29 protein-coding genes and 1 pseudogene are annotated in these 22,156 nt (G+C 37.9%); 21 read left to right on the top strand and 9 right to left on the bottom strand.

Translation table 11 applies throughout. The features are described 5' to 3' along the window. Positions 1–44: 44 nt before the first annotated feature. The 4 genes from MHH46_RS26690 (at position 45) to MHH46_RS26675 (ending at position 2,565) form a co-directional block, all read left to right on the top strand. On the top strand, positions 45–395 hold the full coding sequence (locus MHH46_RS26690) for a hypothetical protein (protein ID WP_076193354.1): 351 nt from the start codon (positions 45–47) through the stop codon (positions 393–395). A 183-nt stretch (positions 396–578) separates the two neighbouring features. Next, a complete protein-coding gene (locus MHH46_RS26685; RefSeq protein WP_076193351.1) occupies positions 579–1,046 on the top strand; it encodes a hypothetical protein in 468 nt (155 codons plus the stop codon). A gap of 143 nt (positions 1,047–1,189) precedes the next feature. Continuing rightward, on the top strand, positions 1,190–1,354 hold the full coding sequence (locus MHH46_RS26680; RefSeq protein ID WP_405132536.1) for a hypothetical protein: 165 nt from the start codon (positions 1,190–1,192) through the stop codon (positions 1,352–1,354). Positions 1,355–1,413: 59 nt separating this feature from the next. Further along, positions 1,414–2,565 carry a hypothetical protein gene (locus MHH46_RS26675; RefSeq protein WP_076193346.1) on the top strand — a complete coding sequence of 384 codons (1,152 nt, stop codon included), beginning with the start codon at positions 1,414–1,416 and terminating at the stop codon, positions 2,563–2,565. Positions 2,566–3,082: 517 nt separating this feature from the next. Here the strand turns inward: MHH46_RS26675 and MHH46_RS26670 are convergent. The 4 genes from MHH46_RS26670 to MHH46_RS26655 all read right to left on the bottom strand — a co-directional run bounded on the left by MHH46_RS26670 (position 3,083) and on the right by MHH46_RS26655 (position 4,529). Beyond that, the gene (locus MHH46_RS26670) at positions 3,083–3,442 is read right to left on the bottom strand and encodes a hypothetical protein (protein ID WP_076193343.1); all 360 of its coding nucleotides are present in this window, start codon (positions 3,440–3,442) and stop codon (positions 3,083–3,085) included. Positions 3,443–3,577: 135 nt separating this feature from the next. After that, entirely contained in the window at positions 3,578–3,973 is a 396-nt protein-coding gene (locus MHH46_RS26665) for a hypothetical protein (protein ID WP_076193340.1), read from the bottom strand. A 43-nt stretch (positions 3,974–4,016) separates the two neighbouring features. Then, positions 4,017–4,181 (bottom strand): hypothetical protein, encoded by a 165-nt coding sequence (locus MHH46_RS26660; protein ID WP_179086315.1) that lies wholly within the window; start codon positions 4,179–4,181, stop codon positions 4,017–4,019. 60 nt (positions 4,182–4,241) lie between these two features. Beyond that, positions 4,242–4,529, bottom strand: a complete 288-nt coding sequence (locus MHH46_RS26655; protein WP_076193337.1) for a Bro-N domain-containing protein — start codon at positions 4,527–4,529, stop codon at positions 4,242–4,244. 78 nt (positions 4,530–4,607) lie between these two features. On the opposite strand from MHH46_RS26655, the gene MHH46_RS26650 reads away from it, so the two are divergent. Continuing rightward, positions 4,608–5,231 (top strand): HNH endonuclease, encoded by a 624-nt coding sequence (locus MHH46_RS26650; protein ID WP_076193335.1) that lies wholly within the window; start codon positions 4,608–4,610, stop codon positions 5,229–5,231. Beyond that, complete coding sequence (locus tag MHH46_RS26645) at positions 5,228–5,548, top strand: Rha family transcriptional regulator (RefSeq protein ID WP_081387890.1); 321 nt, start codon at positions 5,228–5,230, stop codon at positions 5,546–5,548. Before MHH46_RS26650 ends, MHH46_RS26645 begins: the two co-directional genes overlap by 4 nt. A gap of 63 nt (positions 5,549–5,611) precedes the next feature. Here the strand turns inward: MHH46_RS26645 and MHH46_RS26640 are convergent, their stop codons facing one another. Continuing rightward, on the bottom strand, positions 5,612–5,926 hold the full coding sequence (locus tag MHH46_RS26640) for a hypothetical protein (RefSeq protein WP_076193331.1): 315 nt from the start codon (positions 5,924–5,926) through the stop codon (positions 5,612–5,614). A 162-nt stretch (positions 5,927–6,088) separates the two neighbouring features. Here MHH46_RS26640 and MHH46_RS26635 point away from each other — a divergent pair, with 162 nt between their 5' ends. The 6 genes from MHH46_RS26635 to MHH46_RS26610 all read left to right on the top strand — a co-directional run bounded on the left by MHH46_RS26635 (position 6,089) and on the right by MHH46_RS26610 (position 11,472). Next, complete coding sequence (locus MHH46_RS26635) at positions 6,089–6,319, top strand: helix-turn-helix transcriptional regulator (RefSeq protein ID WP_076193329.1); 231 nt, start codon at positions 6,089–6,091, stop codon at positions 6,317–6,319. A 376-nt stretch (positions 6,320–6,695) separates the two neighbouring features. Next, a complete protein-coding gene (locus tag MHH46_RS26630; protein WP_076193326.1) occupies positions 6,696–7,610 on the top strand; it encodes a hypothetical protein in 915 nt (304 codons plus the stop codon). A 385-nt stretch (positions 7,611–7,995) separates the two neighbouring features. Beyond that, positions 7,996–8,217, top strand: a complete 222-nt coding sequence (locus MHH46_RS26625; RefSeq protein ID WP_076193324.1) for a hypothetical protein — start codon at positions 7,996–7,998, stop codon at positions 8,215–8,217. A 255-nt stretch (positions 8,218–8,472) separates the two neighbouring features. Further along, positions 8,473–9,048 (top strand): recombinase family protein, encoded by a 576-nt coding sequence (locus MHH46_RS26620; RefSeq protein WP_076193321.1) that lies wholly within the window; start codon positions 8,473–8,475, stop codon positions 9,046–9,048. A gap of 275 nt (positions 9,049–9,323) precedes the next feature. Then, positions 9,324–10,421 carry a DNA sulfur modification protein DndB gene (locus MHH46_RS26615; protein ID WP_076193319.1) on the top strand — a complete coding sequence of 366 codons (1,098 nt, stop codon included), beginning with the start codon at positions 9,324–9,326 and terminating at the stop codon, positions 10,419–10,421. Beyond that, the gene (locus tag MHH46_RS26610) at positions 10,414–11,472 is read left to right on the top strand and encodes a DNA sulfur modification protein DndB (RefSeq protein ID WP_076193317.1); all 1,059 of its coding nucleotides are present in this window, start codon (positions 10,414–10,416) and stop codon (positions 11,470–11,472) included. The genes MHH46_RS26615 and MHH46_RS26610 overlap by 8 nt, the downstream gene beginning before the upstream one ends. Positions 11,473–11,614: 142 nt before the next feature. On the opposite strand, the gene MHH46_RS26605 is transcribed toward MHH46_RS26610, so the two are convergent. Then, positions 11,615–11,953, bottom strand: coding sequence for a helix-turn-helix domain-containing protein (locus MHH46_RS26605; RefSeq protein WP_076193315.1), 339 nt, complete (start codon positions 11,951–11,953; stop codon positions 11,615–11,617). A 218-nt stretch (positions 11,954–12,171) separates the two neighbouring features. Between MHH46_RS26605 and MHH46_RS26600 the strand changes: the two genes are divergently transcribed. From MHH46_RS26600 to MHH46_RS26590, 3 genes and pseudogenes are all read left to right on the top strand, one after another. Next, entirely contained in the window at positions 12,172–12,939 is a 768-nt protein-coding gene (locus MHH46_RS26600; protein ID WP_076193312.1) for a zinc ribbon domain-containing protein, read from the top strand. A 295-nt stretch (positions 12,940–13,234) separates the two neighbouring features. Next, a pseudogene (locus MHH46_RS26595) lies at positions 13,235–13,342 on the top strand (iron-sulfur cluster assembly accessory protein); the annotation flags it as partial. A gap of 107 nt (positions 13,343–13,449) precedes the next feature. Next, entirely contained in the window at positions 13,450–13,902 is a 453-nt protein-coding gene (locus MHH46_RS26590) for an N-acetyltransferase (protein WP_076193410.1), read from the top strand. Between the two features lie 465 nt (positions 13,903–14,367). Here the strand turns inward: MHH46_RS26590 and MHH46_RS26585 are convergent, their stop codons facing one another. Continuing rightward, the gene (locus MHH46_RS26585; RefSeq protein WP_036685233.1) at positions 14,368–14,577 is read right to left on the bottom strand and encodes a hypothetical protein; all 210 of its coding nucleotides are present in this window, start codon (positions 14,575–14,577) and stop codon (positions 14,368–14,370) included. Positions 14,578–14,910: 333 nt separating this feature from the next. On the opposite strand from MHH46_RS26585, the gene MHH46_RS26580 reads away from it, so the two are divergent. Both MHH46_RS26580 and MHH46_RS26575 read left to right on the top strand, forming a co-directional pair. Beyond that, on the top strand, positions 14,911–15,573 hold the full coding sequence (locus MHH46_RS26580; protein ID WP_076193310.1) for a YheC/YheD family protein: 663 nt from the start codon (positions 14,911–14,913) through the stop codon (positions 15,571–15,573). Between the two features lie 315 nt (positions 15,574–15,888). After that, positions 15,889–16,032 (top strand): sporulation histidine kinase inhibitor Sda, encoded by a 144-nt coding sequence (locus MHH46_RS26575; RefSeq protein ID WP_036685584.1) that lies wholly within the window; start codon positions 15,889–15,891, stop codon positions 16,030–16,032. A 133-nt stretch (positions 16,033–16,165) separates the two neighbouring features. Here MHH46_RS26575 and MHH46_RS26570 read toward each other — a convergent pair whose 3' ends face one another. Further along, positions 16,166–17,140 carry an NAD(P)/FAD-dependent oxidoreductase gene (locus MHH46_RS26570; protein WP_076184831.1) on the bottom strand — a complete coding sequence of 325 codons (975 nt, stop codon included), beginning with the start codon at positions 17,138–17,140 and terminating at the stop codon, positions 16,166–16,168. Between the two features lie 331 nt (positions 17,141–17,471). On the opposite strand from MHH46_RS26570, the gene MHH46_RS26565 reads away from it, so the two are divergent. Beyond that, on the top strand, positions 17,472–18,665 hold the full coding sequence (locus MHH46_RS26565) for an NAD(P)/FAD-dependent oxidoreductase (RefSeq protein WP_036685230.1): 1,194 nt from the start codon (positions 17,472–17,474) through the stop codon (positions 18,663–18,665). A gap of 1 nt (position 18,666) precedes the next feature. Continuing rightward, on the top strand, positions 18,667–18,945 hold the full coding sequence (locus tag MHH46_RS26560) for a hypothetical protein (RefSeq protein ID WP_036685228.1): 279 nt from the start codon (positions 18,667–18,669) through the stop codon (positions 18,943–18,945). 67 nt (positions 18,946–19,012) lie between these two features. Here the strand turns inward: MHH46_RS26560 and hemQ are convergent, their stop codons facing one another. Continuing rightward, positions 19,013–19,771, bottom strand: coding sequence for a hydrogen peroxide-dependent heme synthase (gene hemQ / locus MHH46_RS26555; RefSeq protein ID WP_036685226.1), 759 nt, complete (start codon positions 19,769–19,771; stop codon positions 19,013–19,015). A 307-nt stretch (positions 19,772–20,078) separates the two neighbouring features. Between hemQ and MHH46_RS26550 the strand changes: the two genes are divergently transcribed. Further along, complete coding sequence (locus MHH46_RS26550; protein ID WP_036685224.1) at positions 20,079–20,375, top strand: YuiB family protein; 297 nt, start codon at positions 20,079–20,081, stop codon at positions 20,373–20,375. A gap of 240 nt (positions 20,376–20,615) precedes the next feature. Next, positions 20,616–22,154, top strand: coding sequence for a DnaD domain protein (locus tag MHH46_RS26545; RefSeq protein WP_076193307.1), 1,539 nt, complete (start codon positions 20,616–20,618; stop codon positions 22,152–22,154). Positions 22,155–22,156 lie beyond the last annotated feature (2 nt).

The following is a 22,156-nucleotide window of genomic DNA, read 5'->3' as shown; positions in this document are numbered from 1 at the left end:
TGGTAATGAAATTATTATCAAAATAATTAAAAGGAGAGTCAATAATGAACAACACTTACGTTAATAAAGATAATTCGGAAGAGATAGTAGAGATGAGGGCGTTATTAATTTCAAATTATGTTTGCGAAGCTGAAGAAGAAATGAGAATTAATCTATATAAAAATGAAATCACTCGTTTAGTTGATTATATTCAAATATATGGCTATTTATATAACCAAGAGGAAATAAATGAGTTAGAGGTAATGATAGAAGACCTTATAGTAAAAGTGAATAAAGCTGAAATTCAATTAACAAAGAATCGAATTTTTAGGAGCAAATTAGCTAGTGAGTTTATAGATTTAGACATTACTAAAGATGATTTGGATATCATTAAGGAAAGTATAGATGAGTATTGATAAAACGATAAACATAATCTAAAAAGTACATTTCGCATTTCAATTAATTATTAGTAAAAGATTTGTGCTTTATCTTACAGGATGGTTTTTTCCTGTCTATTTTTGCTGCTCATTTATGAAAAATGTATGTAAATGTTGATGTATTACATTTGATTTAACTAATAATTTTAGGAGGTAATATTTATGGAATCTAAAACAAAAATGTGCGGTAGATGTGACCAACTTCTGCCGCTAAGCAATTTTTATGATCAATCTAATACGAAGGATAAGAAGGGCAACTACTGCAAGAAGTGTAAAAGCAAATATCAAAAAGAACAAACAAAGATGTTGAAAGAAAAAAATCTATCGATGTACTTATTAAGAGAATCATGCTATGCGGCTTTTGAAAGAGGTAAGATCACATATAATCGTCCAGGTTATGAGAATGTTAGATGTAGCTACGACAATGCAATGAGCTTATTTAAAGCTTTATGGGATGATGAAGTTTTCAGAAACGAATGGAGAGCTCAAACGGATGTGTATGTAAAACACAGTAAGTACAAGTATCGCCCAACACTGGACAGGATCAATCCTGAACTTGGTTATGAAAAAGGTAACATTAGGATGTTGCCACAATACATAAACGTCTCCAGAGATAAAGCAGTATGCTAATCAAGTCGATTGTGTGAGAGTCTATATGAATTAATAGTAACTCCAACATGTTTCCGTGAAGTGAACGGAGCTTTTTTTGTTTGGATATTTATGAAAGGAGGAAAGCAATGTTTTCAGAAAATGAGTTTTTTTATTGCTATAGTATGAAGTTATTCAAGTTCCTACGTATGGATAGAGAGTTTAGTTTTATTTGTTCAGGGCTTCATGAGAAGACGATGCAGAAATTTTGGCAGTTCAAACGAACTGAAGAATTGAATAGAGCATTGTTGGAGTTCAGTCAGCGCCATTATTGTTCTAATGAACAGTAATGGCTAGTGGTCTTAGTGTTAGATTAATTGGTGTTAAATTATAAGGAGAAGTGAGAATTATGGGGAATAAAGAAAATAAAGAAAATAAAGTGCCATGGGTCGCCATGCCCATTCAGATGTTTAATTATGATAATACAAAGCTATTTATCCTGAAAGAAGATGACTGCGCTTTCAATTTATATTTTAAGCTGGCGAAGTTGACACAAAATCCTTGGGATTATGGAAAGACCGTCACTTCTGTAGCGCTACTTAGTGATCAAATGCCGATAGTTGCAGATAAGACAAAGAATAGAGCCGAGCACAAGCGTTTGCTGGCAGTGCTATCAGATAGAGGCTATATCAAAATTAGTCCTACTAATTACAAAAACGATACACCTATTACAATTGGGGTGCCGAATGCCGCAGATACGATTCAGAAAGAAGAAAAAGACGATGAAGGTAAGAAGTTCAAATTCAATCGTTTCGTCCAAGTAACGAAAGAAGACTATGAGTCCTGTCTAGGTAATGCTAGATACTTCAGAGCTTGGATTTACGCTGAACATAGAATGTTTAGGGGACAGGGAAATGAAGGTGAATGGATTATCCATAATGATGAATGGCAGAACGTGATGGGAATCCAAAGCAAGACTACTATCTGTAAGCTATTCAAGGATATGCAGTCATTGAATATCATCGATAAAATTCAAGGCAAGACCTACACAGACAAAAATGGTAATGTAAAAAATGAAGGTAGTAAGTACATTCCTGTTAGCAAGGGAGTTCGTTCTGACGATCAGGAGCAATCTGAAGGCAAAAAGAAAGGCGAAAAATTAGCTGAATCTCAGAATCGGGTAGTTGATGCATTGGCTACAACTATGGACGTTACAGATGATCGTGTTCATGAAACCAACCTGATGAATCCTGATAAGAAGGTCAAGTTAACAGGTAAAGACATTGCAATTTACTTAGACACTGATTGTGAAGTTACGAAAGCCTATGTTAAAAAGCGACTAGATGGATTGGAAAAAGCACATCCTGAAGCCTACAAGAGTCTTATGGCGGCAGGACATAAAGAATACGACAAGCTGAAGCAAGAGCGTGCAGGTAAGAAGTGGGTTGAAGAAAGAAACAATATCCAGTTGTCACAAGAAGAAATTGAATCTCGGAACAAACCCTTGGTGTATAAGAAGAAAAGTAATGGTGGGGTAGATTTATCAAGTATTTTAGACTAGTTCATATTCAGGATGAAATCATCCCACTATTGAACTAGGGTGGTTCAGTTTTAGGATGAAATCACCTCATTATTGAACTTACCTAGTCCATTTTTGGGATGAGAACGGGCTCAGGAATGGACAGTATAAACAAAAGAACTATAAGAAAGAAAAAACCTACCAGTGACTATTCGGGTAAGGGTGTTCTCGCTTACGCTCCCTGAAGGTCAAGATCTTAAAACCCTGTCGCTTCGCTCCTGTCGTGCCGTTGGCACTCAAGCATTAACACTCAGCTCAGCTCATCTCAACCTTAATGTATTCAATTTCTCCAGTGTCAGCATTCTTAATAAATTGCTTAATGGAAGTCATTTACCTTTATTTTCACTTCTCTTCCTTCGTAGAGAAGGCTCTTATGCGCGTGTTACGGCGTGGCTGAAACATTCTAGTTGGCACAAATTTGATTTTAGGCTCACTCTCCAGTCCAGCTTCACTCATAGCAAAGACAAGTTTAAGCTTATAAGAACGGTAGAGGGCTTCTTTAAGATAATCGTTGAACTAATTCTTCTATTGCCCTGAGAGATCCTTTGCCTTGTTTAGCATAATACTCCGTGTGAGCCTTTGCAGCCTGTAATGCATTGACAAAATATTCTTTCCCATAATCATTTAGAATGTTTAATAAGAAATACTCAGTCGCCCTAGTATTCATTGTTCGATGATATTCATTTCCTTGCATCATTTGACTAAAGTCATGAACATAGGCAAGTGCTGAGCCACGTCCCATCCCTGTGGCTGCAACAATTGCATCAAGGGCTTTACTAAGTTCGATTTGTTTATGATATACCTTTTTTGCATTATCATAAGAAACTTCAATCATTTGGTTAGTTATTGCTATACCCATTCTCTGTCATCCCCCACTTAGTCCAGTTCTAAAATGTATTTAGAACTAATTTGCGTTGGTAGAAAAATCACTTAAAGTAGGCTGTACCGTATAAGAAATCTGAGTTTTATGTAAGGACATGATAGCTAGTTTTCCTTACTCTTCTTCTAAAACGAATAAACGATTCTCCTCATTATTGAAATCACTGCTTTCATAGCAACTTTCACAGCATGCAATGGAATCCGCATCTATATCATCAAGTGATAAAATGAAACTAGTTGTGGTCGATTGGCAGAGAGCACATGGGATTCCGTTAATGTGCTTGAATTGAGCCTGGCGGAGTTTTCTACTTTTTAAAATATCTAATATTTCTTCCTCAGCAAGAATCCTCGTCTCGTATCCATTATCCGCTCGAATCGTTTTTACATATTGATTGCAACTTGGACAAGTTATGTCCTCGTTATCCTTAAATCCACGTAGAATAAATGCCTTAACCTCAAAGTTACACCCACAGTCGCATGTCAGTAAGCTGTACTCTACTTCGGAATTCATATTTGTTCCACCTCTTAGTTATTTTTAGTATTACTATTACTATTCACTCTATCTTCCCACGTGTCAAATAAGAAATTAGCCATGAACCACCTGGTGATGTTCCATATTTATTGAAGGTGAGATTAAATGCTAGTATAAAGGCACAAAACACAATCAACTGTGTTGCGAGTTCTACTAAAGAGGGTTCTTTTTTGCGTCTTCTAGCCAATTATGAGGCTCCTATTCATCTAGATTATGGTAGTATATGTATAGGTAATTATAACTATGTTTATAGAATTATGGAATAAACGGAATCACATATATTAGCAGAATTCGATGGGATAACCTCATGTGTAATCCAACGTTTGAATTCCCTGGCTGTCGGAAGCTTGCTTCCAATAATAGAAGTATATAGTCCAGATTCATTAATTAAAGTAGACTTCATATTCATACCCTCCAATTTGGCGGATATGAAATCTTCATTGTCCAATCTCTTTATCAATGCATTTGTCTCAGAGTATCCTAAAATATCGCATATATCTTTTGCTACAAACCACGATTCATTATTAATAATCATGGTTCTAACATTTCGATCACCGTAGGAGAATACGCTTGCTAGTACTAATATTTTTAAAACGATTAAGGAGAATTCCAGATGACAATTCCACAGGGAATAACGCGTGAACATATAATTAGCGCTATAAATGAAGTTAAAAACAACGGGGTTCCTAATCACAGGCATTCTATGAGATATATTCTTGTCTACGAAGGGAAAACATACCCACCTAAATATATAGTTGGACTCGCCAACAAGTATGCGAATGGATATGAATTAGATCGAAAAGATCATCATAGTGGTGCTGAGACTAACCAATTTCTTGGGAGTTTGGGATTTGAGGTGATAGAAAAGAAACTATCAGAAAATGGGATGCTACCAGGAGAACTACTTGAAAATAATACTTATGTAGAAGGTGCTAAAAAAATAGTGCTCGTAAATGCATACGAAAGGAATCTTGCGGCAAGGGAGGCTTGTCTTAAACATCATGGATATAGCTGCGTAGTTTGCGGATTTAATTTCGAGGATGTATACGGAGAAATAGGTGAGGGATTTATACATGTTCATCATCTGAAACCATTACATGAACTGAAAGAGGAGTATAAAGTTGATCCTGTAAATGATCTTCGACCTGTATGTCCTAATTGCCATGCAATGTTACACAAATGTGAGGAGACACTTACTATTGATGAGCTGAGAACAATAATTAGGGATAATAAATAGTCGAACAAAATGGTAAAGCGGTAACGGATAGTTTGACAATAGCGGCAGTGTTTGGGAAAAGACATGCAGATGTGATACGTGATATCAAATCCCTTGAATGTAGTGAAGAATTCACTCAACGCAATTTTGCGTTGGTTGACTATACTGATGCAAAAGGTGAACTTAGACCTAAATACTACATCACACAAGATGGATTCTCCTTTCTTGTCATGGGATACACTGGAAAACTTGCGGCACAATATAAGGAATCCTATATTAGAGACTTCAATCGTATGCGTGATAAGCTTCAATTGAAAATGTGGCTAAATAAATGGTAAAAGAAATAAAACAGCCCAATGCATACCTAGGTGTATGATGTGGGCTGTTTTATTATTTTTAGTCTATAGTTTAATAAGCCCACTCTCCACAATGTCGAAGCCAGGTTCTATCCATTGAAATAGACCATTACTACATTCAACAATATTGGGAATTTCAACCTCATCTACGCATGACCACCACAATAATTCATCACTACGTGCTAATCTATAGTTTTCATGTTGTTGAGCTTCCTGTTTGTCGAATGTGATAGTTAGCTTCTTAGACTTGATCCATGCTCCATTGTGGAGAATTTCCTTTATAGAGCCCTCATAGGCATAAGCTGTTTTTACGTTAGAAAATGTGATCGTCATGTCCAACTTTTTTTCGGTATTTATCATTATTTAATCCTCCATTTCAATTGTTGCCCCATATGTATCGGCTATATTACTAAACTTTGCGTGTAGATAAATAAGAATGTATACTAGGGCTGGTTGCTACAATATACCGATATCGGTATATTGTCAACTGTATATTTTCCAAAAAAACTAGGGGGAAAACATATGAGATTAAGGATTAAACTTCAGGATATTCTTACTGAAAGAAAAATGACTCAGGTTCAGTTGTCCGAGTTATCTAATGTAACTCAAGCTAAAATTTCTAATTTATGTAATAACAAATTCAAGGAACTTAACATCGGAATTATTGAGCGAATAGCGGCAGCCTTGGCGATAGAAGATATTTCAGTGCTCATGCAATTGGAGAAGGTGGAAGTAGTTAAGGGGGATATTTAGGGCTTGTAGTGTTCAACCGCGCGATAGTGTTATAGATTCACGTTAACTTGTCTTTTTAAAAAATTTAAAACGATGAAAATTCAAAAAAAATTTGCACTCTTACGTTAGCGATTCAGTGGCAGAGTGCATTTTTTCGTTCTGCAAGGATTATATAGGTTTATATTGGGTTTAGAATCAGCGTAAAGATTACTTACGTTAACCTCAAAGGTTATTAACGTTAAATAATGTCGAAGAATATGGGAAATGGGGTCTTAGCTGAGTAGATAGAATTTGAGTTTTATCTATGTGAAAAGCAATGGGAAGTATTGTGTAAATATGGATATGTAGTATATTATTGAGACTAATGAAACTAATATGTTGGAAAAAGGGGAAGAATATGCGTCTAAGTGAAGCAAGAGAAATAATTGAACAAAATATTAACCTACTATCAACTTATAAAGGTAAAGACTTAGGTAATGGGACAACTGAACTATCTAACTATGAAGATACCATTTTTGCGATCAATAATATTTCTAAATTGGGAATAATTACAGATGAAGTTAAGGGGCTTAATCAACTTCCAACTATTTATTTTAGTTCCGTACCCAAGCCGATAATCTTAACTGCTGATTTTAACTTATTTGGTAATATTATCTATGCGATAAAACAAAAATCAAATGCTGCGCTAGATTTAATTAATAACGCAGTTCCCACTGAAAATGAACATAGTGTTAACATTAAGCTTCCAGAATATGGTGATTTAAAAGAGATTGCTACTTTTTTTAATGAGTTGGATTTTATTTTTAGGAGTACGATTACATCTGGATTAGTAGATGGGCGAGTTGAAATTGAAAAGTTTGAATCAGGATCAATGTGGATTGGTGTTGCTGTTGGAACCAAAGTTGCAGCTAACTTTATTGGTAAAGTGGCAAAAGCTGGACTAGAAATCCAAGAAAAATATTATAATAATCAAAAAATGAAAAGGGAATTGGAACAGCTTGACTTAAATAATGAGAAAGATCGAACAAAGAATGACATGTTAAAAGTGATTAGTGATGCAATGGAGAAAAATTTAAAGTTACTTATTAGCGAAAAAACTGAAATGTTACTTAAAGAAGAGAATATAGAAGGATCACAGGAAAAAATAGGTAATTTAGAACGATCTCTTGAAAAACTTGGGAAATTATTTTATGAGGGAATGCAAATTCGTCCATCATTAACAGCGTCAGAGGAGATCAAACAGGAGTTTCCTCAAGAGCCTAAGGTACTGAACAGTAAAGAAGTCAAATTACTGAAGAATGATGAAGAATGATTCTCACGTACTTGGAAGAGGGTTGTAGCATTAAACACATTTGAAAATATTCAACTGTAAAATACAATTCACTGATTAATAGTGATTCGTATTTTTTTGCTCTTCACAATACCGCATGATATAAGCTAAAGTTTAATAGAATAATCGAGTGATTCGACATGGAGCCTCTGGCATGAATAGTCGCGAAAGTTACGAAGCATAATGACCTCGCGATGTTATCCGGTTTATCGTGTCTGCCTTTCCATATAAGATCGCTATATATAGATTAAGCACCACGTATAGCGAGGAGAATTCTTTTTGATGGAAACTACAAACTTATTTTTCGTAATAACTAGTCTTCCAATTGCATACTATAAAATTAAATAGAATGTAAGGAGGACTTATTATGAAAAAAGTATTTTTATTTCTTAGTATGTGGAAAAGAGAGCGTGACCAAGCTAAGCATTGGAAAGCTGTCGAATTGGTTGCAACTACTTATGGAATATCGCCTAAAATACTTGCACTAATATTGCTAAAGCATTCTTTAGGTGATGAAGGTGTTACTCGGTTTTTGGAAAATCAAGAAGCTTCATTTCCAAAACACTTTAATATTAGAAAAAGTGGATGATTTATTATGAGATTTTCCGAACCAACAGTTTTTTTATTAAGTTGGAAACAATGAGGTCTCACTTGTCGTAGTGATTATAAAACTATTCCCCAAAACGAATGTTTATGAGACTATTTTAGCCGATACGCTAATTTAGCGTAAAAATACTTAAATGATGTATCAAAACCCTTCTCATTATCAAAGTAGCAAAAGACTGGACATTTTAGCTTTTGAAATGTACAGTCTGGGCTGGGTAAATAATGAGGAGGTTTTTTTATGGCGTATATTGGATATGGACGTGTGAGCACCCTTGATCAATCTTTAAATTTACAAACGGATGCATTGACTAAAGCAGGTTGTATAAAGATATTTGATGAGAAAGTTTCGGGGAAAAACGATGATAGACCGGAACTTGCCAAAGCTTTAGACTATCTTCGTGAAGGTGACGCGTTGGTAGTGTACAAACTAGATCGTTTGGCAAGATCAACAAAGAAGCTCATTGAATTGAGTGAAGTGCTTGAACAAAGAGGAATAGAACTAATATCCATACGTGACAACATAGATACGACTACAGCAGTAGGGCGTGCAATGTTCAAAATGCTTGCGGTGATCGCGGAGCTTGAACGTGACATTATTAGTGAAAGAACAATGGCTGGGTTGGAGGCTGCAAGAGCAAGAGGGCGTTTAGGTGGAAGACCTAAAACTGACAAAAAGAAATTGGATCAAGCAATAAAGCTATATGAAAGTAGACAATATACCCTTAAGGAAATAGTGGAGCTAACTGGTGTGTCTAAGCCTACGTTATACAGGGAATTGCATAAATTTAAGAGCTTAGTAATAGAGTCTTCATAAAAGAAGGCTCTTTATTTATTTTTATTTTCAAGAAAGAGTGGGGGGGATAGTTAAAACTTCTAAAAAGTATTTGATTACTTATAAGGTAGGGGGCACTTCAGGGAGGCGCAGAGGAGGGGAAAAATGATAATCATGATCATTATTAATGTTTTCATATGTTAGTAGTTATTACAATTAATCAAATCTGAAAAATACACAGAAAAAGATATCGTGGTAAAATTTTGTAATATAAAGTAGTATAAAGGAAGCGGGGAATAGGAAAAGGGGGACTAAAGATGGACTTATCTGTATTGAGCAAGAAAAATAACCAAATCGTTCTTAAAGCATCAGGTGGCTTGCAATTTGGTCAAACTGTAATATCTACACAGTGTTCAGTGAACGATGTACTTAAATTTCTTGAAATTGATCGAGAAGTACAGAGAGATATTGATACTGAACGGGTTGGTCAGATTAGCAAATACATACAATCGGGATTAATAAACAATGATATATTCTTTTCCCCACTAATATTTTCTGCAAGAGGAAGAGGAACATTTGAAGAAGAAATAGAAGAATACCGTCTTAGTATGAGTGAAAGACTTGTAATCATCGATGGACAGCATCGAATCAAAGCCTTTGAAGTCTTGAAAAATAGATTGGAAGCAATGATTGAACAGACGCCCAAAGATAACAGCATAATAGATATGTATGAAAGACTGATAGATTTTCCCTTAACAGTTCAAATTTTCCATAGTTTAGATATAATTAAAGAGCGCCAACTTTTTACTGATGTGAATTCTAAATCATCTTCTGTCAATAACACCCTATTGGTTATGTATAAGAAAAATGATCTATATGGGGAATTGGTAAAGGATATTATTAATACACACCCCACGATATCTATGGATTATTTTGAGTGCAGAGCAAAAACAACCAGAACTAAATTAGCCACAGCATCAACATTATATACTATAGTACTCGCTTTAAATGAAGGAATAATTCATAAAAATTATAATTCAAAAATAAATAAAGGGAACTATTCTTCGTACAAAAAGAACACAGAGAAATTTTTGACAATGTTAAGAAAATATACCCCTAAAGATGCATTTGATAGGGATAAATACATCGTGTACTCATCAAATGTAATGATCGCGATAGCCAAGTTTGTTTATGAAATGCAAAAGCAGTATCCTAACAAACCTATGGAAATATTCTTTAAAAAAGCAATTTATCCTATTGATTGGAGTCATAAGAATAATGATTTTCGGGCACTAGCAGCAAAATTTAATAATCAAACAAAGAAATATAATTTTGGATCAGTCGGAAGAATCGTGAGAACTTTCTCTAAGTATCTAATAGATCAATTTGAAGAGGGGGTTAAAATTAATGGGTGAAGTGGTCTTGAAAGGAAGTGTTGATACAATCAATTCTTTGAAGACGAAGGGGCTAATGTCGACACAGATATTTATAAAAGATTTATTAAGTTTATATAAACTTGACCTAGAGGTTAATCGTGACCTATCTTACAATAGACTCCCAGATTTGATAAAATATTACGCTAAATTCCAATCTGAAGCTGGGATATTTTTACCAGCTCTGGTTTTCTCATTTCGGGAAAATCCTAACTATGATGTCGATAAAAATGCATTAATTTTGAATAATTCTTCTCGATTAGTGGTTATCGATGGACAACATAGGATTAAAGCTATGGAGAAATATATAGAACGAATCAAAGATGAAACCCAAAAACAAGAATTTTTAAACAGTGTGATAACTTCCCAAATTTATTTAGGTCTTAATAAAGAAGATGAAAGAAAGCTATTCTCGGATATTAACTCGAATGCCAAGAAAGTTTCCATGTCTTTAATTACACAATACGATTCAAGAGATGTAATGAATTTATTAGTACAGGAATTACATAGGCTATCAACTCCGCTAAAAACGGCGGGTATTGAGCTGAATAAAAGTAAAGTTATACGTCCGGCGAACAAAGCGTTTTCTACAGGTATGCGACTTAAGTTTTTTATCAGTTATTTATTATTTGGCAAAAAGAAGATTTCCCCAAGAGATGAAAAAATTTTAAAATTGCAATATGATGAAATAGTGAGTTTTTTAAATAAATTTTTTTCTATTTTATTTAGTACGTTACCAAGCACACCAGGAGATGTACTGAAATATATACTTGGACATGAAACAACTCAAAATGCTATAGCATTATATTTAAATGAGAGCTTGATGATAGAAGATACAGAAATGTTGGGATGGATAGACGATTGGGAAACAGAAGTTGAACAACTTGCGATAATTGATTGGTCCGTTAAAAATATTGATTGGAACAAATGGACAATAATAAATAATAATTCAGAAAAGAAAATTTCTTATAAAGGTTTAATTGAGAGTGCAACACCAGAAATTGTTACTTATATCAAAAGCAAAATTAACTAGATCTTAAGATTTTACTAAGAGTACATCTGCCTAGAGACCGTACTTAGAAAGTAAGGTGAAATCATCTCTTCTCAGACAATGATCTCACCTCATTTTCTAAGAAAGCCGAAAGGGAAGAGTCTTTTGCTAAGGACCCTTCCTGTTATTTGTTTTTGAATACTTCATTCAATATTATCCTTGCTCTTTTCAATTCTTTATCATCAAGAGATAGAAGTAAATCCAGTACATCATCAAATTCGTCCAGCTTCTTTGATATTTGATTCTCAGCCTTATGATCAACAAAAAATTCATAAATCTCAACGTTCAATGCATGTGCTATCTTTTCCAAGTTCTTAATGGATACGTTATTTTCCGCTCTTTCAATTCCTCCAATATATGAAAAAGTAAAGCCACATCTTTCTCCTAGCGACTCTTGTGAAAGTCCACGAGATTTTCTAATTTCCCGTATACGCTTACCTACTTTATTTAAAGCATCTGGCATTGGCTACACCTCTTAAAGAAAGTGTAGAGAAGAATTATCTGATGGAACATATGTATTTATAGGTCAAAAATTATAAAAATTGATACATATATTAGTTATTCCGTGGTACTATTTTAATATTGAGAGTGCTAGATATAAAAAAGTTTGTTTTTGGTGAAATATATTTTGACGGTATGGCGTAATGAGGATAATATCAAAAGGGAGAAAAAAGGAATTAAATGAAGTTTTTTGTAAAAATTTTAAAATTAGGGGGACGTAGTTTGGAATATTGTAATCAGTGTGGAAATTCTTTAATTGAAGGAAGTAAATTTTGCAATGCATGTGGAGAGAAAGTATCGAGTTTACCTAATGCACCAGATTCCACACAAATTAATAGAGGTGTTCAATTACCTGTTACAAGTGGAGTTAGTGAAAAACAAAACATGAAATTGGTTAGATTTTTGAAATCCAGATGGATAATTTCAGTAATCACACTGATAGTTTTAGGTTTGGGGACCTTGTACGTTTATAATAGGTACTTTACTCTTGAGGGAAAAGCGAAATCAGTAGTGGCAAATTACATAAAGGCTATTCAGAATGGGGATTCCACATATGAATTTACTTCGAGCAATGTGGATGATTTTTACAATGTACTAGACTATAAATTTATTAAAGCTTCAAAAATGGAAGTCGATACAATCGTTCATGTTGATAGAGTTAAGTGGGACAAGGATTTTTTGTCTGGTCTTACTTTTACGAAAACTTATGAGAAGGAAAAGGAATATTTTAGAGCATTATACGAGGCAAAGGGAGTGGGAGGTAAAGTAATTGCTGAAGATGATGATACAATGACGATAAAAACTGGGTCGCAGCATGATAAGTTGATGTTACTATATGATTTGCAAGCCATTAATGGGGCGGGCGAATCGGTTCTAAAAAGAGTGTATTTTACGCTAGAGAATAATGATTATGGTGAAAATATGGAAATAACAGAAACGGTTTATTGATTTTCTTGAAGGATTCATAAAAGAGCCAAGGAAGATTTATCCTATGGCTCTTTTAGTTTGAAGTGGGATTGCAGGATCATAATATAGGGAAAATACGCACCACTTTGATTAAAAAGGGTAATAATATGTCGAAAATTTCATAATCCAGTTTACACCTACTCTTACTTTGGGTATAATCCGATTAGCATCATCCACAATTCAAGTGATATGCAATCCATAATCTATTTTACAATCAATAATACCCAAAAGAGCCCGAAAAGCTTGTTAAATCAACGATTTTGATTTTGATCTTGGTTTCGGTGGTTTCACCATCAACAACCCTAACGCTACTGCAACTTGCGGCTGCGGTTCAAGCTTCCGGACAGCTACGGATGCAGGGAAACCTAACGAAGAGCCTTGCTAATCACAGCAATCATGGCTCCAAGCCCCGTGTTGGATTCTAACAACACAGGCTTGGAGTTTTTTTTATTCTCAATGACAAAAATCATCACAAGGAGTTCGGAAATGGAAATGGAAATCAGAAAATTAAAAGCTGGTGAACAGCCTCCATTAGAATTACTTCTATTAGCAGATCCTTCGGAGAGCTTAGTTAACGGATATTTACAAAGAGGGTTATGTTGTGTGGCTGAGGTCGATAACAGCATCATCGGAGTCTACGTTGTGCTGCAGACAAGACCGGAGACTGTAGAGATTGTTAATATCGCCGTCGACGAAAATAAACACGGGCAAGGAATAGGTAAGCAGCTGCTGAACCATGCGATTCAGAATGCCAAGCAGCTTGGGGCAAAAACCATTGAAATTGGCACAGGAAATTCGAGCGTTGGACAATTGGCACTTTATCAGAAATGTGGATTCAGAATCACCGGCATTGATAGAGATTTTTTTATTAGGCATTACAGTGAAGAAATCTTTGAAAATGGGATTCAAGTCATAGATATGATACGCCTGTCGCTGGATTTATGAGTAATAGGGGAGTTTCTCAGAAGTCATTTAATGGGCGCTGGGGTAGCTCTTTATTTTTTACATAGGAAGCAAACCTTGTATCGCGAACGATATATCGCTAACTATGTATCGCAAGCCATGTATCGGACACAGATGACCCTAAACGCCGCATTTTCCCATATTTGTGGTGCCAACGGACCGCATTGCTGCTATTGCTATGAAAATCAGTAAATATGAAGCTCTTTCTAAGCGATAGTGTCACTGGAGTCCGAAACCACGCCTCAAAGGTTGAAAATCTGCAAATAACGTCATCTGGGTCCGAAATGCTCATGGGTTAACGACACTGTTGAAGCAGATAGCTATTGTTTAAAAACACAGAGCAGCGATTCTCCACATAACTGGAGAATCGCTGCTCTGTGTTTTTTTTGCGAGGGTCGGACCGTCTATGCATAGAAGTAAGCTGTTTATAGGCAGTCCCTGCGTACATTAGGCTGGAATAATAAACTTGTAATTAATCATAAATACGATGAGCGCTGCAGCTCCAAGGGAGAAGGCGATACAGCCCGTACCCAGTGCTCTGCGTTTGTCTTTAATAAATTTAAAGCCAATGGCGCAGATCAGTATAGTCGTTCCAGCCAATACAATGGACATCCCAAGCATAGCCACCCAATATAAAACCTCAAAAAACTGTGCCATTCTGAGCCCTCCCCGCGCTGTGCTTTTTAGTGATTCTGTTAGTACTCACTATAATAGTAGAAATTGAAAATGTAACCGCTATTAATAATACAACGATTTTGAAGATTATTCTAGTTATAGTGAACTCATCCATTAAGATAATGTTGTCGAATTTTTTGAGAACTGAATCTACAAAATCCGCGTTTGTACCCTGTCGCTGTCGACTGATGCTGTGCTAAACACTAAGCCCTTTTTGCTAAGAGCGGCATCTTACACGGACAATCATACAAGAGGGCGAGACCTTCTCTGAGTAATGTATAGGGTAGGCTGGATTGTGAAGGGAGGGAAAGGACGATGGCAGGAAGACAATTGGCCAGTAAGTGGCTGAAGACAGAGGCGTTGCTGACCGATGCTCGGGTTGCACCCTATATCCCAATGACGAGGGGGTACAGGGCAGAAACGCTGCTGGCAATGCTTCGTAGATATGGAAATGTTGTCATTAAACCTATTGTAGGTGGCGGAGGTTACGGTGTAATCAAAGTTTTTCGGGATAATCGCGGTTATGGATTCACCTATATGGACAGAACTCGAATTTACAAGGATTTTGGATCCATGAGACGTGCGCTTAATACTGTGAAGGCAAAACGCAGATATTTGATTCAACAAGGGATTTCCCTGGCGAGAATCGGCGGGCGGCCTATTGATTATCGGGTCAAAGTAGTTAAGAATGGTGAGGTTTGGGAATTTCGCTCCATGGTAGGGAGATTGGCTCGGCCAGGTCTGTTCGTAACCAATCTTTGTAAAGGGGGAACGATGCTATCATGTCGTGAAGGACTTCGTAGATCGTTGCCGCGGATTAAAGCTTCAGCGAAGAAAGCAGAAATGCGGAGACTAACCCATGTATGTATCGGAATTATGGAACGGCATTTTCCGGGAATAGGTGAGCTGGGCTTTGATTATGCTGTAGATTATTCGGGGAAAATATGGATTTTGGAGGTTAATACAAGACCTCAATAAATTAACAATTATTTTAAGAATTGACGATAATAGAGTAGTAAGATAAAATTGCGTTTAGTTGCGTTCTTTTGGGGTAAATAACATTGTAATTTATTTACAATAAAAATATATTTTTTGCTTTATACAAGTGGTTCAATCCTGTGTATAACTATTATCCCCATAGTCCACTGTGTAGCTAGTACCTTTATAACGCTTACACACATTTTATACACAGGATTTCCACATGTACTTGTGGATAACGCGAACGCTTGTTCGAAAAATGATAGTTTGATATGATAGATTCAGATCCAAATAAAGGAAAGGTAGATGAAGTTTATGGTTGAATTGTCGGATGAGATGCTGCTTGACTCTTACCATAGAGCAATAGAGCTGCAACTAGAGCATGATTTCATCGCTCTTCTACTCGTTGAAATTCGCAAACGAAACTTACACTCTCCAGTACATGCGGTTCTTCATTAAAAAAGCGCAAAGGATAACTTTGTAGCAGGCTACATATATAAAACCGCGAGGCACAAACAAACATAAAAGGGTATCCTCACAGGCTGTTATTAACAGGTCTGTAAGAATACCCTTTTTTATTGTGTTAATAGATTTAGAGTTTCATATTACTGCTGTGACCCGGTGAAAGCTTCGCTTCTGGATCAATGTACACCTTAGCATTATTCACAGCCGTTGGAGCTTCGCCAAATCCTACAGCAATCAGCTTCAGCTTACCAGGATAAGTTGTGATATCGCCGGCAGCAAAAATGCCTGGAATGCTTGTTTCCATACGCGAGTCAACAACAATGGAGTTCCCCTCAATATCAATACCCCATTCGGCAATAGGACCTAGGGAAGAGATGAATCCGAAGTTCACAATAACGCTGTCCACTTCAATTTCTTGAGTTTCTTTGGTCTTGATATTTGACAATGTAACCTTGGTAATGAACTCATCACCATGCAGCTCTGTAATTTCAGTAGGGGTAACTACGTTAACCTTGGAAGCCATCAGGTTCTCAACGCTATGTTCATGCGCACGGAATTTATCCCGGCGGTGAATCAGGGTTACCTGTTCAGCGATGGGTTCCAGCATGAGCGCCCAGTCAACTGCAGAGTCACCGCCACCGCTGATCAGAACTTTTTTATCTTTAAAGGCATTTAGATCATTTACAAAATAATGGAGGTTTGCTTTTTCAAAACGTCCAGCGTTGGGTAATTCCAAACGACGAGGTTCAAATGCACCTACACCAGCTGTAATGATGATCGCCTTACTGTGGTATTCGGCTACATCGGTTGTAACCACAAAATGACGTTCGTCCCGTTTTTGAACAGAAATCACTTTCTCCTCCAGCCGGATATTGGATTGGAACATATCCATTTGCCGAGACAGGTTGTCGACCAATTCTTGTGCTGTTATTTTTGGAAAACCTGCCACATCATAAATGTATTTTTCTGGATAAAGGGCAGCAAGTTGTCCCCCCAATTGGGGCATACTTTCAATAAGGGTTACTGATGCCTGACGCATTCCGCCGTAAAATGCGGCAAACATGCCAGCTGGCCCGCCACCTATGATTAAAAGGTCGCTCATAGGAACGCTGGATTGCTCTTGGGTCACGGGATATTACACCTCCGAGTTGATATATTCATTTTGCCATACTTGTGTACCTACTTATTATAATCATTGTGACACATACCTGCAAAGAAAGACTTTAGAAGTCAATAAAAGTGTGACGTTTTTTAGTATTTTAATGTTTGATTAATGCTACACTAAGGTTTACAATGGATATGGTCAATTTAGAAATGCTTCAAGTTTGATTGGAATTTCTTCTAAATATAAGTGTATAAATTCACAAAAAGGACCGTACATTGTTTCAATAAAAAATACAAAGACAGATTTACCTCTTGGAAGGAGCCGGAACATGAGTAGTATTCCCAAAATCGTTATCTTAGGCGCGGGCTATGGGGGTATTTTGACCGCACAGCGCTTGCAGAAGGCTTTGAATTATAATGAAGCGGATGTCACGCTTGTAAACCGTCACGAGTACCACTATTTTACTACCCATCTACATATGCCTGCGGCGGGTACGGACAGTATTGAACACACTCGGGTGTCCATTTCGAAACTAATCGATGAATTCAAGATCGACCTCGTGAAGTCATCTGTTCAGGAAATTCGTACTCAGCAGAAAAAGATTATTTTGGAGGATGGTACCCTATCGTACGATTATCTTGTCATTGCTTTAGGTGGAGAGCCTGAAACATTTGGTATTCCTGGACTTGATAAATACGCACTGACAATCCGGAGCATCAATTCCGTTCGTTTAATTCGCGAGCATATTGAATATCAATTCGCTAAGTACAAGAACGAGAACAATGCTCAGGAGCATATTAATTTTGTTGTCGGTGGTGCCGGCTTTAGCGGTATCGAATTTGTAGCTGAATTAGCTGACCGTATCCCTGGACTGTGTAAAGAATATGACGTTGATCCAAGTATGGTTAATATATATAACGTAGAGGCTGCTCCGACAGCACTGCCTGGTTTTGCTCCTGAGCTTGTTGAGTATGCGATGGACTTGCTCACCAAAAAGGGAGTTACCTTCAAGATGGGTGTTGCGATCAAGGAGTGTCTGCCAAACGGGGTAATTCTGGCATCAGGCGAAGAAATCAAAGCCTCCACAATTATTTGGACAGGCGGAATCCGTGGCAATCGTCTTATTGAGGCTGCCGGATTTGAAGCTATGCGTGGGCGCGTGAAGGTAGATGAATATCTACGTGCACCGGGCCAAGAGAATATCTTCATTATTGGTGATGGCTCCCTTATGATTAATCCGGAAGGACGCCCTTACCCGCCAACCGCTCAAATTGCTATGCAGCAGGGTGAATGCTGTGCGCATAATTTGGTGGCGGCAATCCGCAATCAACAGCCGAAGAAATTCGCATTCAGCAATAAAGGAACCGTAGCTTCCCTAGGCAAAGGCCAAGGAATCGCTGTAGTAGGCAGCAAAACTTACAAGGGCTGGACTGCAGCTCAGTTGAAAAAAGTTGTAGATATGCGCTACTTGTTCATTATCGGCGGAATTCCGCTGGTTCTGAAAAAAGGAAGATTCTTATAAGATGCGCCATTGCAGCGTACAGGTACGCGGACTGCTGACTCGTGAAGAATTGGACCGTTATAACGGACTGATAGAGGTTGGATCTTATCTGGAGGATCAGAACCAGTATGATCTGGCTTATATCGTTCAGAAGGAAATTGATCTGCTCATTCTCCCTGGTATCGAACGCCTGAAGGATAAAGGGCGCGCTCGGGATCGGGCCACGGCTGAATATCTGGAAAGTTTACGTGAAGATGATGAGGATAACGAAGATGAGGATTCAGGAACTTCGGTGTCTTAATCTAATCATATGGCAGTTAAAAAGGGTGTGTCTCCATGCGAACTCGAGACACACCCTTTTTTTGTTGTTACAGCTTGAGCATTTCTTCAAAAGATTCTTCAGTCAGCAGATTGCCGACATAAAAAGGTCCGAATTCGCCGTAGCGAGCACTTACTTCGTCAAAACGCATTTCGTATACCAGCTTTTTGAATTGCAGTGCATCTTCAGCGAACAGAGTCACGCCCCATTCCCAGTCATCAAAACCGACGGAGCCGGTGATAATTTGCTTCACTTTACCTGCATATGAACGTCCAATTAACCCGTGTGAAGCCATGAGCTCCCGGCGTTTGTCCATATCAAGCATGTACCAGTTATCGGCAAGCTCGCGTTTTTTGTTCATAGGATAGAAACAAATGTGTTTCGCTTGCGGTAAAATAGGCTTTAAACGTGCGGCAACATGCGGATTCTGCATAGGGTCGCTGCCGTCGCTGCCACTGCCACCAGCAGCGTAGTTGCTTAATTCAACAATACTTACATATGAATAAGCTTTGGTTGTATATTGAGCAAAAGCGATTTTGTTAAAGGCGGTCTCAAGCTGGTTCAAAGCTTCTAGGCTTTCGCGCAAAAACATCATTACAAAATCAGCCTTTTGGCCCACTATGGAGTATACTGCGGTGCTGCCTTCTTTAGCTTCCTCAACAGGGCTCCATTCCTGCATAAAAGCATGTAGTTCTTCCAGGGCAACGGCACGTTCTTCATCATCTGCTGCCGTCCAAGCGGTCCAGTTCAGAGAGCGGAAGTCATGCAGTGCATACCAGCCTTCCAGTGTCAAAGCGGCTTCGATCATGATCTCACTCCTTAAAAGTTTTACGAAGCATAAGCCTCGCCCAAAATAACATCGCGTAAAACTCGCAATTGAAGCATAAACTTAGTCTTACGAAGCATCTGCTTCATAGGCTATGTATGATCTGATTAATCTACTTGCATTGTATCGCAATCAAGCCGCCAAGAGCAAACGGAGGCATCCTCTAAGTGTGCGAATTAGTGCGTGAATTTGAATAAAGTTCATTGCTTCGTGACATTTTTTCTAGTAAACTTACTACTAGCTTGTAAAAGATGTGCGCTTCTTTATAGAAAGGGGTGGAGACGGTAAGATGGGATTTATTCCAGTGTTTATCCTAGCCGTTTTATTCTTTGTGATGATGTTTGGTATCGGCTTTATTCTTAACATGTTAATGAAGACAACCTGGTTTCCCGCTTATCTATTCGTACTTATTATTCTACCCGTCGTAATCTATTCTATTTGGGATAGAAACGCGATGTCGCTCTGGGAGCATCTCTCCAGTTTCCACTTTGTTGATTATCTTACAGGTGTCGCTGGTCTTGCAGGTGCTATACTTAGTGGATGGACCATTCAAAAGCTGCGCTTTGGCGGTTACAAGATGTTTTAAAGATTTGAAAGAGCCTATGTTATGAATCAGTCTTATATTTCTGCGAGAAACGGGATACCTTCCTCTTTAGAGGACGGCGAAGCCGTTTCTTCTTGTTTAATAGAGGTAGATATTCGTAAGAAGAAGTTGATTATATTGCGAAAAGAGTCGAAATTGGGATTTTATTTACATTTTCGCTATGTTAATTTGTGATAGAATAGAATCCTGTATGAATTCGTGTAAACAAGGGGGTATCCGTAGATGCGGATGAGTAACTTACATCATTTCACCGAACATCATCGGTACTGCGTTTCCCGCGAATTTGGTCTTAGTGTTATAGATGGACGTATGCTTAGCTCTGTATATCAACCTATGGTAGGAGCCTTTGCAATCAGTTTCTATCGCTTGCTGGTTGAACATGTGCCAGCAGATAGCATTGGCTATTCTGGAGTGGAGCAACAGCGCAGGCTATTTATGACTTTGGGTGTTGAACCCAATGAGAAAGGCCGCAAATATTTAATTGATCAGGCTTCCCGGTTAGAAGCAGTGGGTCTGTTGCAGACCTGTCGAATCTATGTGCCGGAAACAGATGATTATTTATATGAATATGAGCTAATGCCGCCGCTATCGCCAGCCGACTTTTTTGCCACTCAGCATTTAACCTTGCTGTTACGTGATAAGATTGGCAAATTTGCTGTGCTGTCCTTACGGGAACAGTTCTGGAATCGCGAACCGGAAGAGTGGAGTCGCAGATCTATAGGCAAAGAGAATATTTCCGTGCCTTTTTATGATATTTTTCAACTTAATACACATGTCATTGATTATGAGCTGGAGCAAGCTTTGGCAGAGGTAGCCTCTGTTCGACAGCCCGGCACGCTTGAATCCGGAGAGCAGGCAATCGGATACAGTGACATTATTTTGCGTTTTCCACGGGAGTCTGTGAATCGGGCTCATGTAGAAAAACTGCGCTTTGACCATACTCAAATGGGTGTAATTAACTATGTTGCTCATAAATACGAACTGAGTCCGCAGGATTTATGTCGTTTGCTGGATGAGGATGGAGTGTTCTCACCGGAGGGCGAGGTCATGCTGGATGCGTTGCAATATAAAGCGAGCCAACATTTCAGGCAAGATATGAAACGACAGGAAAAACGTGAAATTGCAGCTGCAAAAGTTGTTTCTATCCGGTCCAGTGCAACCGAAGAGAATGATGATTCTATAGCACCACCAGAGCAATCTGTTGAGATGGAGTATTATGTAGAAGTACCGCCACAATTTTTGTCCAAATGTGACATTCACCAATATAATATGATGCTGCGGAACGAACCTTATACGAGACTGCTACAAACCTTTTTCCCGGGTGCAGTGCCCAGCCATCTGATGGATATGTTCGAGAAAATAGATCTGAACTATAAGCTGAGCGGTGAAGTAATTAATGTACTCATTCATTATTTAATGACTATGGTAGCCTCGGGTGGAGAACAGCGGATGAACCGCAATTTTGTAGAGGCTATCGCCTCCAATATGCTGGTGAAACAAGTGAACACCTACGAGAAGGCTGTAAGATATATTAGAGATCAGTCCAAAGTGAAGGGCAAGGGGACAACGGCTAATGCTGCTGGAGGAACACGATCACGTTCTTATGCCAAAAATACAGGCCGCTCCAATAAACCGGAAATTCCGATTGTGCTGGATGATGGAAGTGCTGGAACAGTATCGGAAGAGGAATTCGCGGCGATGATGAAGAAAGCGGCAGAAATTAAGGCTAGTAAGAAAAAAGGCGTATCGCAAACGCCTTAATG

This window comes from Paenibacillus sp. FSL H8-0175 (assembly GCF_045040615.1).
Taxonomy (GTDB): domain Bacteria; phylum Bacillota; class Bacilli; order Paenibacillales; family Paenibacillaceae; genus Paenibacillus_AQ; species Paenibacillus_AQ odorifer.
This window is presented reverse-complemented; position numbering and strand designations above follow the sequence as displayed.

Bases quoted from the DNA above. Each gene is read 5' to 3' on its own strand.
- MHH46_RS26690 (WP_076193354.1), top strand. From the start codon at position 45: ATGAACAACACTTACGTTAATAAAGATAATTCGGAAGAGATAGTAGAG.
- MHH46_RS26685 (WP_076193351.1), top strand. From the start codon at position 579: ATGGAATCTAAAACAAAAATGTGCGGTAGATGTGACCAACTTCTGCCG.
- MHH46_RS26680 (WP_405132536.1), top strand. From the start codon at position 1,190: ATGAAGTTATTCAAGTTCCTACGTATGGATAGAGAGTTTAGTTTTATT.
- MHH46_RS26675 (WP_076193346.1), top strand. From the start codon at position 1,414: ATGGGGAATAAAGAAAATAAAGAAAATAAAGTGCCATGGGTCGCCATG.
- MHH46_RS26670 (WP_076193343.1), bottom strand. From the start codon at position 3,442: ATGGGTATAGCAATAACTAACCAAATGATTGAAGTTTCTTATGATAAT.
- MHH46_RS26665 (WP_076193340.1), bottom strand. From the start codon at position 3,973: ATGAATTCCGAAGTAGAGTACAGCTTACTGACATGCGACTGTGGGTGT.
- MHH46_RS26655 (WP_076193337.1), bottom strand. From the start codon at position 4,529: ATGATTATTAATAATGAATCGTGGTTTGTAGCAAAAGATATATGCGAT.
- MHH46_RS26650 (WP_076193335.1), top strand. From the start codon at position 4,608: ATGACAATTCCACAGGGAATAACGCGTGAACATATAATTAGCGCTATA.
- MHH46_RS26640 (WP_076193331.1), bottom strand. From the start codon at position 5,926: ATGATAAATACCGAAAAAAAGTTGGACATGACGATCACATTTTCTAAC.
- MHH46_RS26635 (WP_076193329.1), top strand. From the start codon at position 6,089: ATGAGATTAAGGATTAAACTTCAGGATATTCTTACTGAAAGAAAAATG.
- MHH46_RS26630 (WP_076193326.1), top strand. From the start codon at position 6,696: ATGCGTCTAAGTGAAGCAAGAGAAATAATTGAACAAAATATTAACCTA.
- MHH46_RS26625 (WP_076193324.1), top strand. From the start codon at position 7,996: ATGAAAAAAGTATTTTTATTTCTTAGTATGTGGAAAAGAGAGCGTGAC.
- MHH46_RS26620 (WP_076193321.1), top strand. From the start codon at position 8,473: ATGGCGTATATTGGATATGGACGTGTGAGCACCCTTGATCAATCTTTA.
- MHH46_RS26615 (WP_076193319.1), top strand. From the start codon at position 9,324: ATGGACTTATCTGTATTGAGCAAGAAAAATAACCAAATCGTTCTTAAA.
- MHH46_RS26610 (WP_076193317.1), top strand. From the start codon at position 10,414: ATGGGTGAAGTGGTCTTGAAAGGAAGTGTTGATACAATCAATTCTTTG.
- MHH46_RS26605 (WP_076193315.1), bottom strand. From the start codon at position 11,953: ATGCCAGATGCTTTAAATAAAGTAGGTAAGCGTATACGGGAAATTAGA.
- MHH46_RS26600 (WP_076193312.1), top strand. From the start codon at position 12,172: ATGAAGTTTTTTGTAAAAATTTTAAAATTAGGGGGACGTAGTTTGGAA.
- MHH46_RS26590 (WP_076193410.1), top strand. From the start codon at position 13,450: ATGGAAATCAGAAAATTAAAAGCTGGTGAACAGCCTCCATTAGAATTA.
- MHH46_RS26585 (WP_036685233.1), bottom strand. From the start codon at position 14,577: ATGGCACAGTTTTTTGAGGTTTTATATTGGGTGGCTATGCTTGGGATG.
- MHH46_RS26580 (WP_076193310.1), top strand. From the start codon at position 14,911: ATGGCAGGAAGACAATTGGCCAGTAAGTGGCTGAAGACAGAGGCGTTG.
- MHH46_RS26575 (WP_036685584.1), top strand. From the start codon at position 15,889: ATGGTTGAATTGTCGGATGAGATGCTGCTTGACTCTTACCATAGAGCA.
- MHH46_RS26570 (WP_076184831.1), bottom strand. From the start codon at position 17,140: ATGAGCGACCTTTTAATCATAGGTGGCGGGCCAGCTGGCATGTTTGCC.
- MHH46_RS26565 (WP_036685230.1), top strand. From the start codon at position 17,472: ATGAGTAGTATTCCCAAAATCGTTATCTTAGGCGCGGGCTATGGGGGT.
- MHH46_RS26560 (WP_036685228.1), top strand. From the start codon at position 18,667: ATGCGCCATTGCAGCGTACAGGTACGCGGACTGCTGACTCGTGAAGAA.
- hemQ (WP_036685226.1), bottom strand. From the start codon at position 19,771: ATGATCGAAGCCGCTTTGACACTGGAAGGCTGGTATGCACTGCATGAC.
- MHH46_RS26550 (WP_036685224.1), top strand. From the start codon at position 20,079: ATGGGATTTATTCCAGTGTTTATCCTAGCCGTTTTATTCTTTGTGATG.
- MHH46_RS26545 (WP_076193307.1), top strand. From the start codon at position 20,616: ATGCGGATGAGTAACTTACATCATTTCACCGAACATCATCGGTACTGC.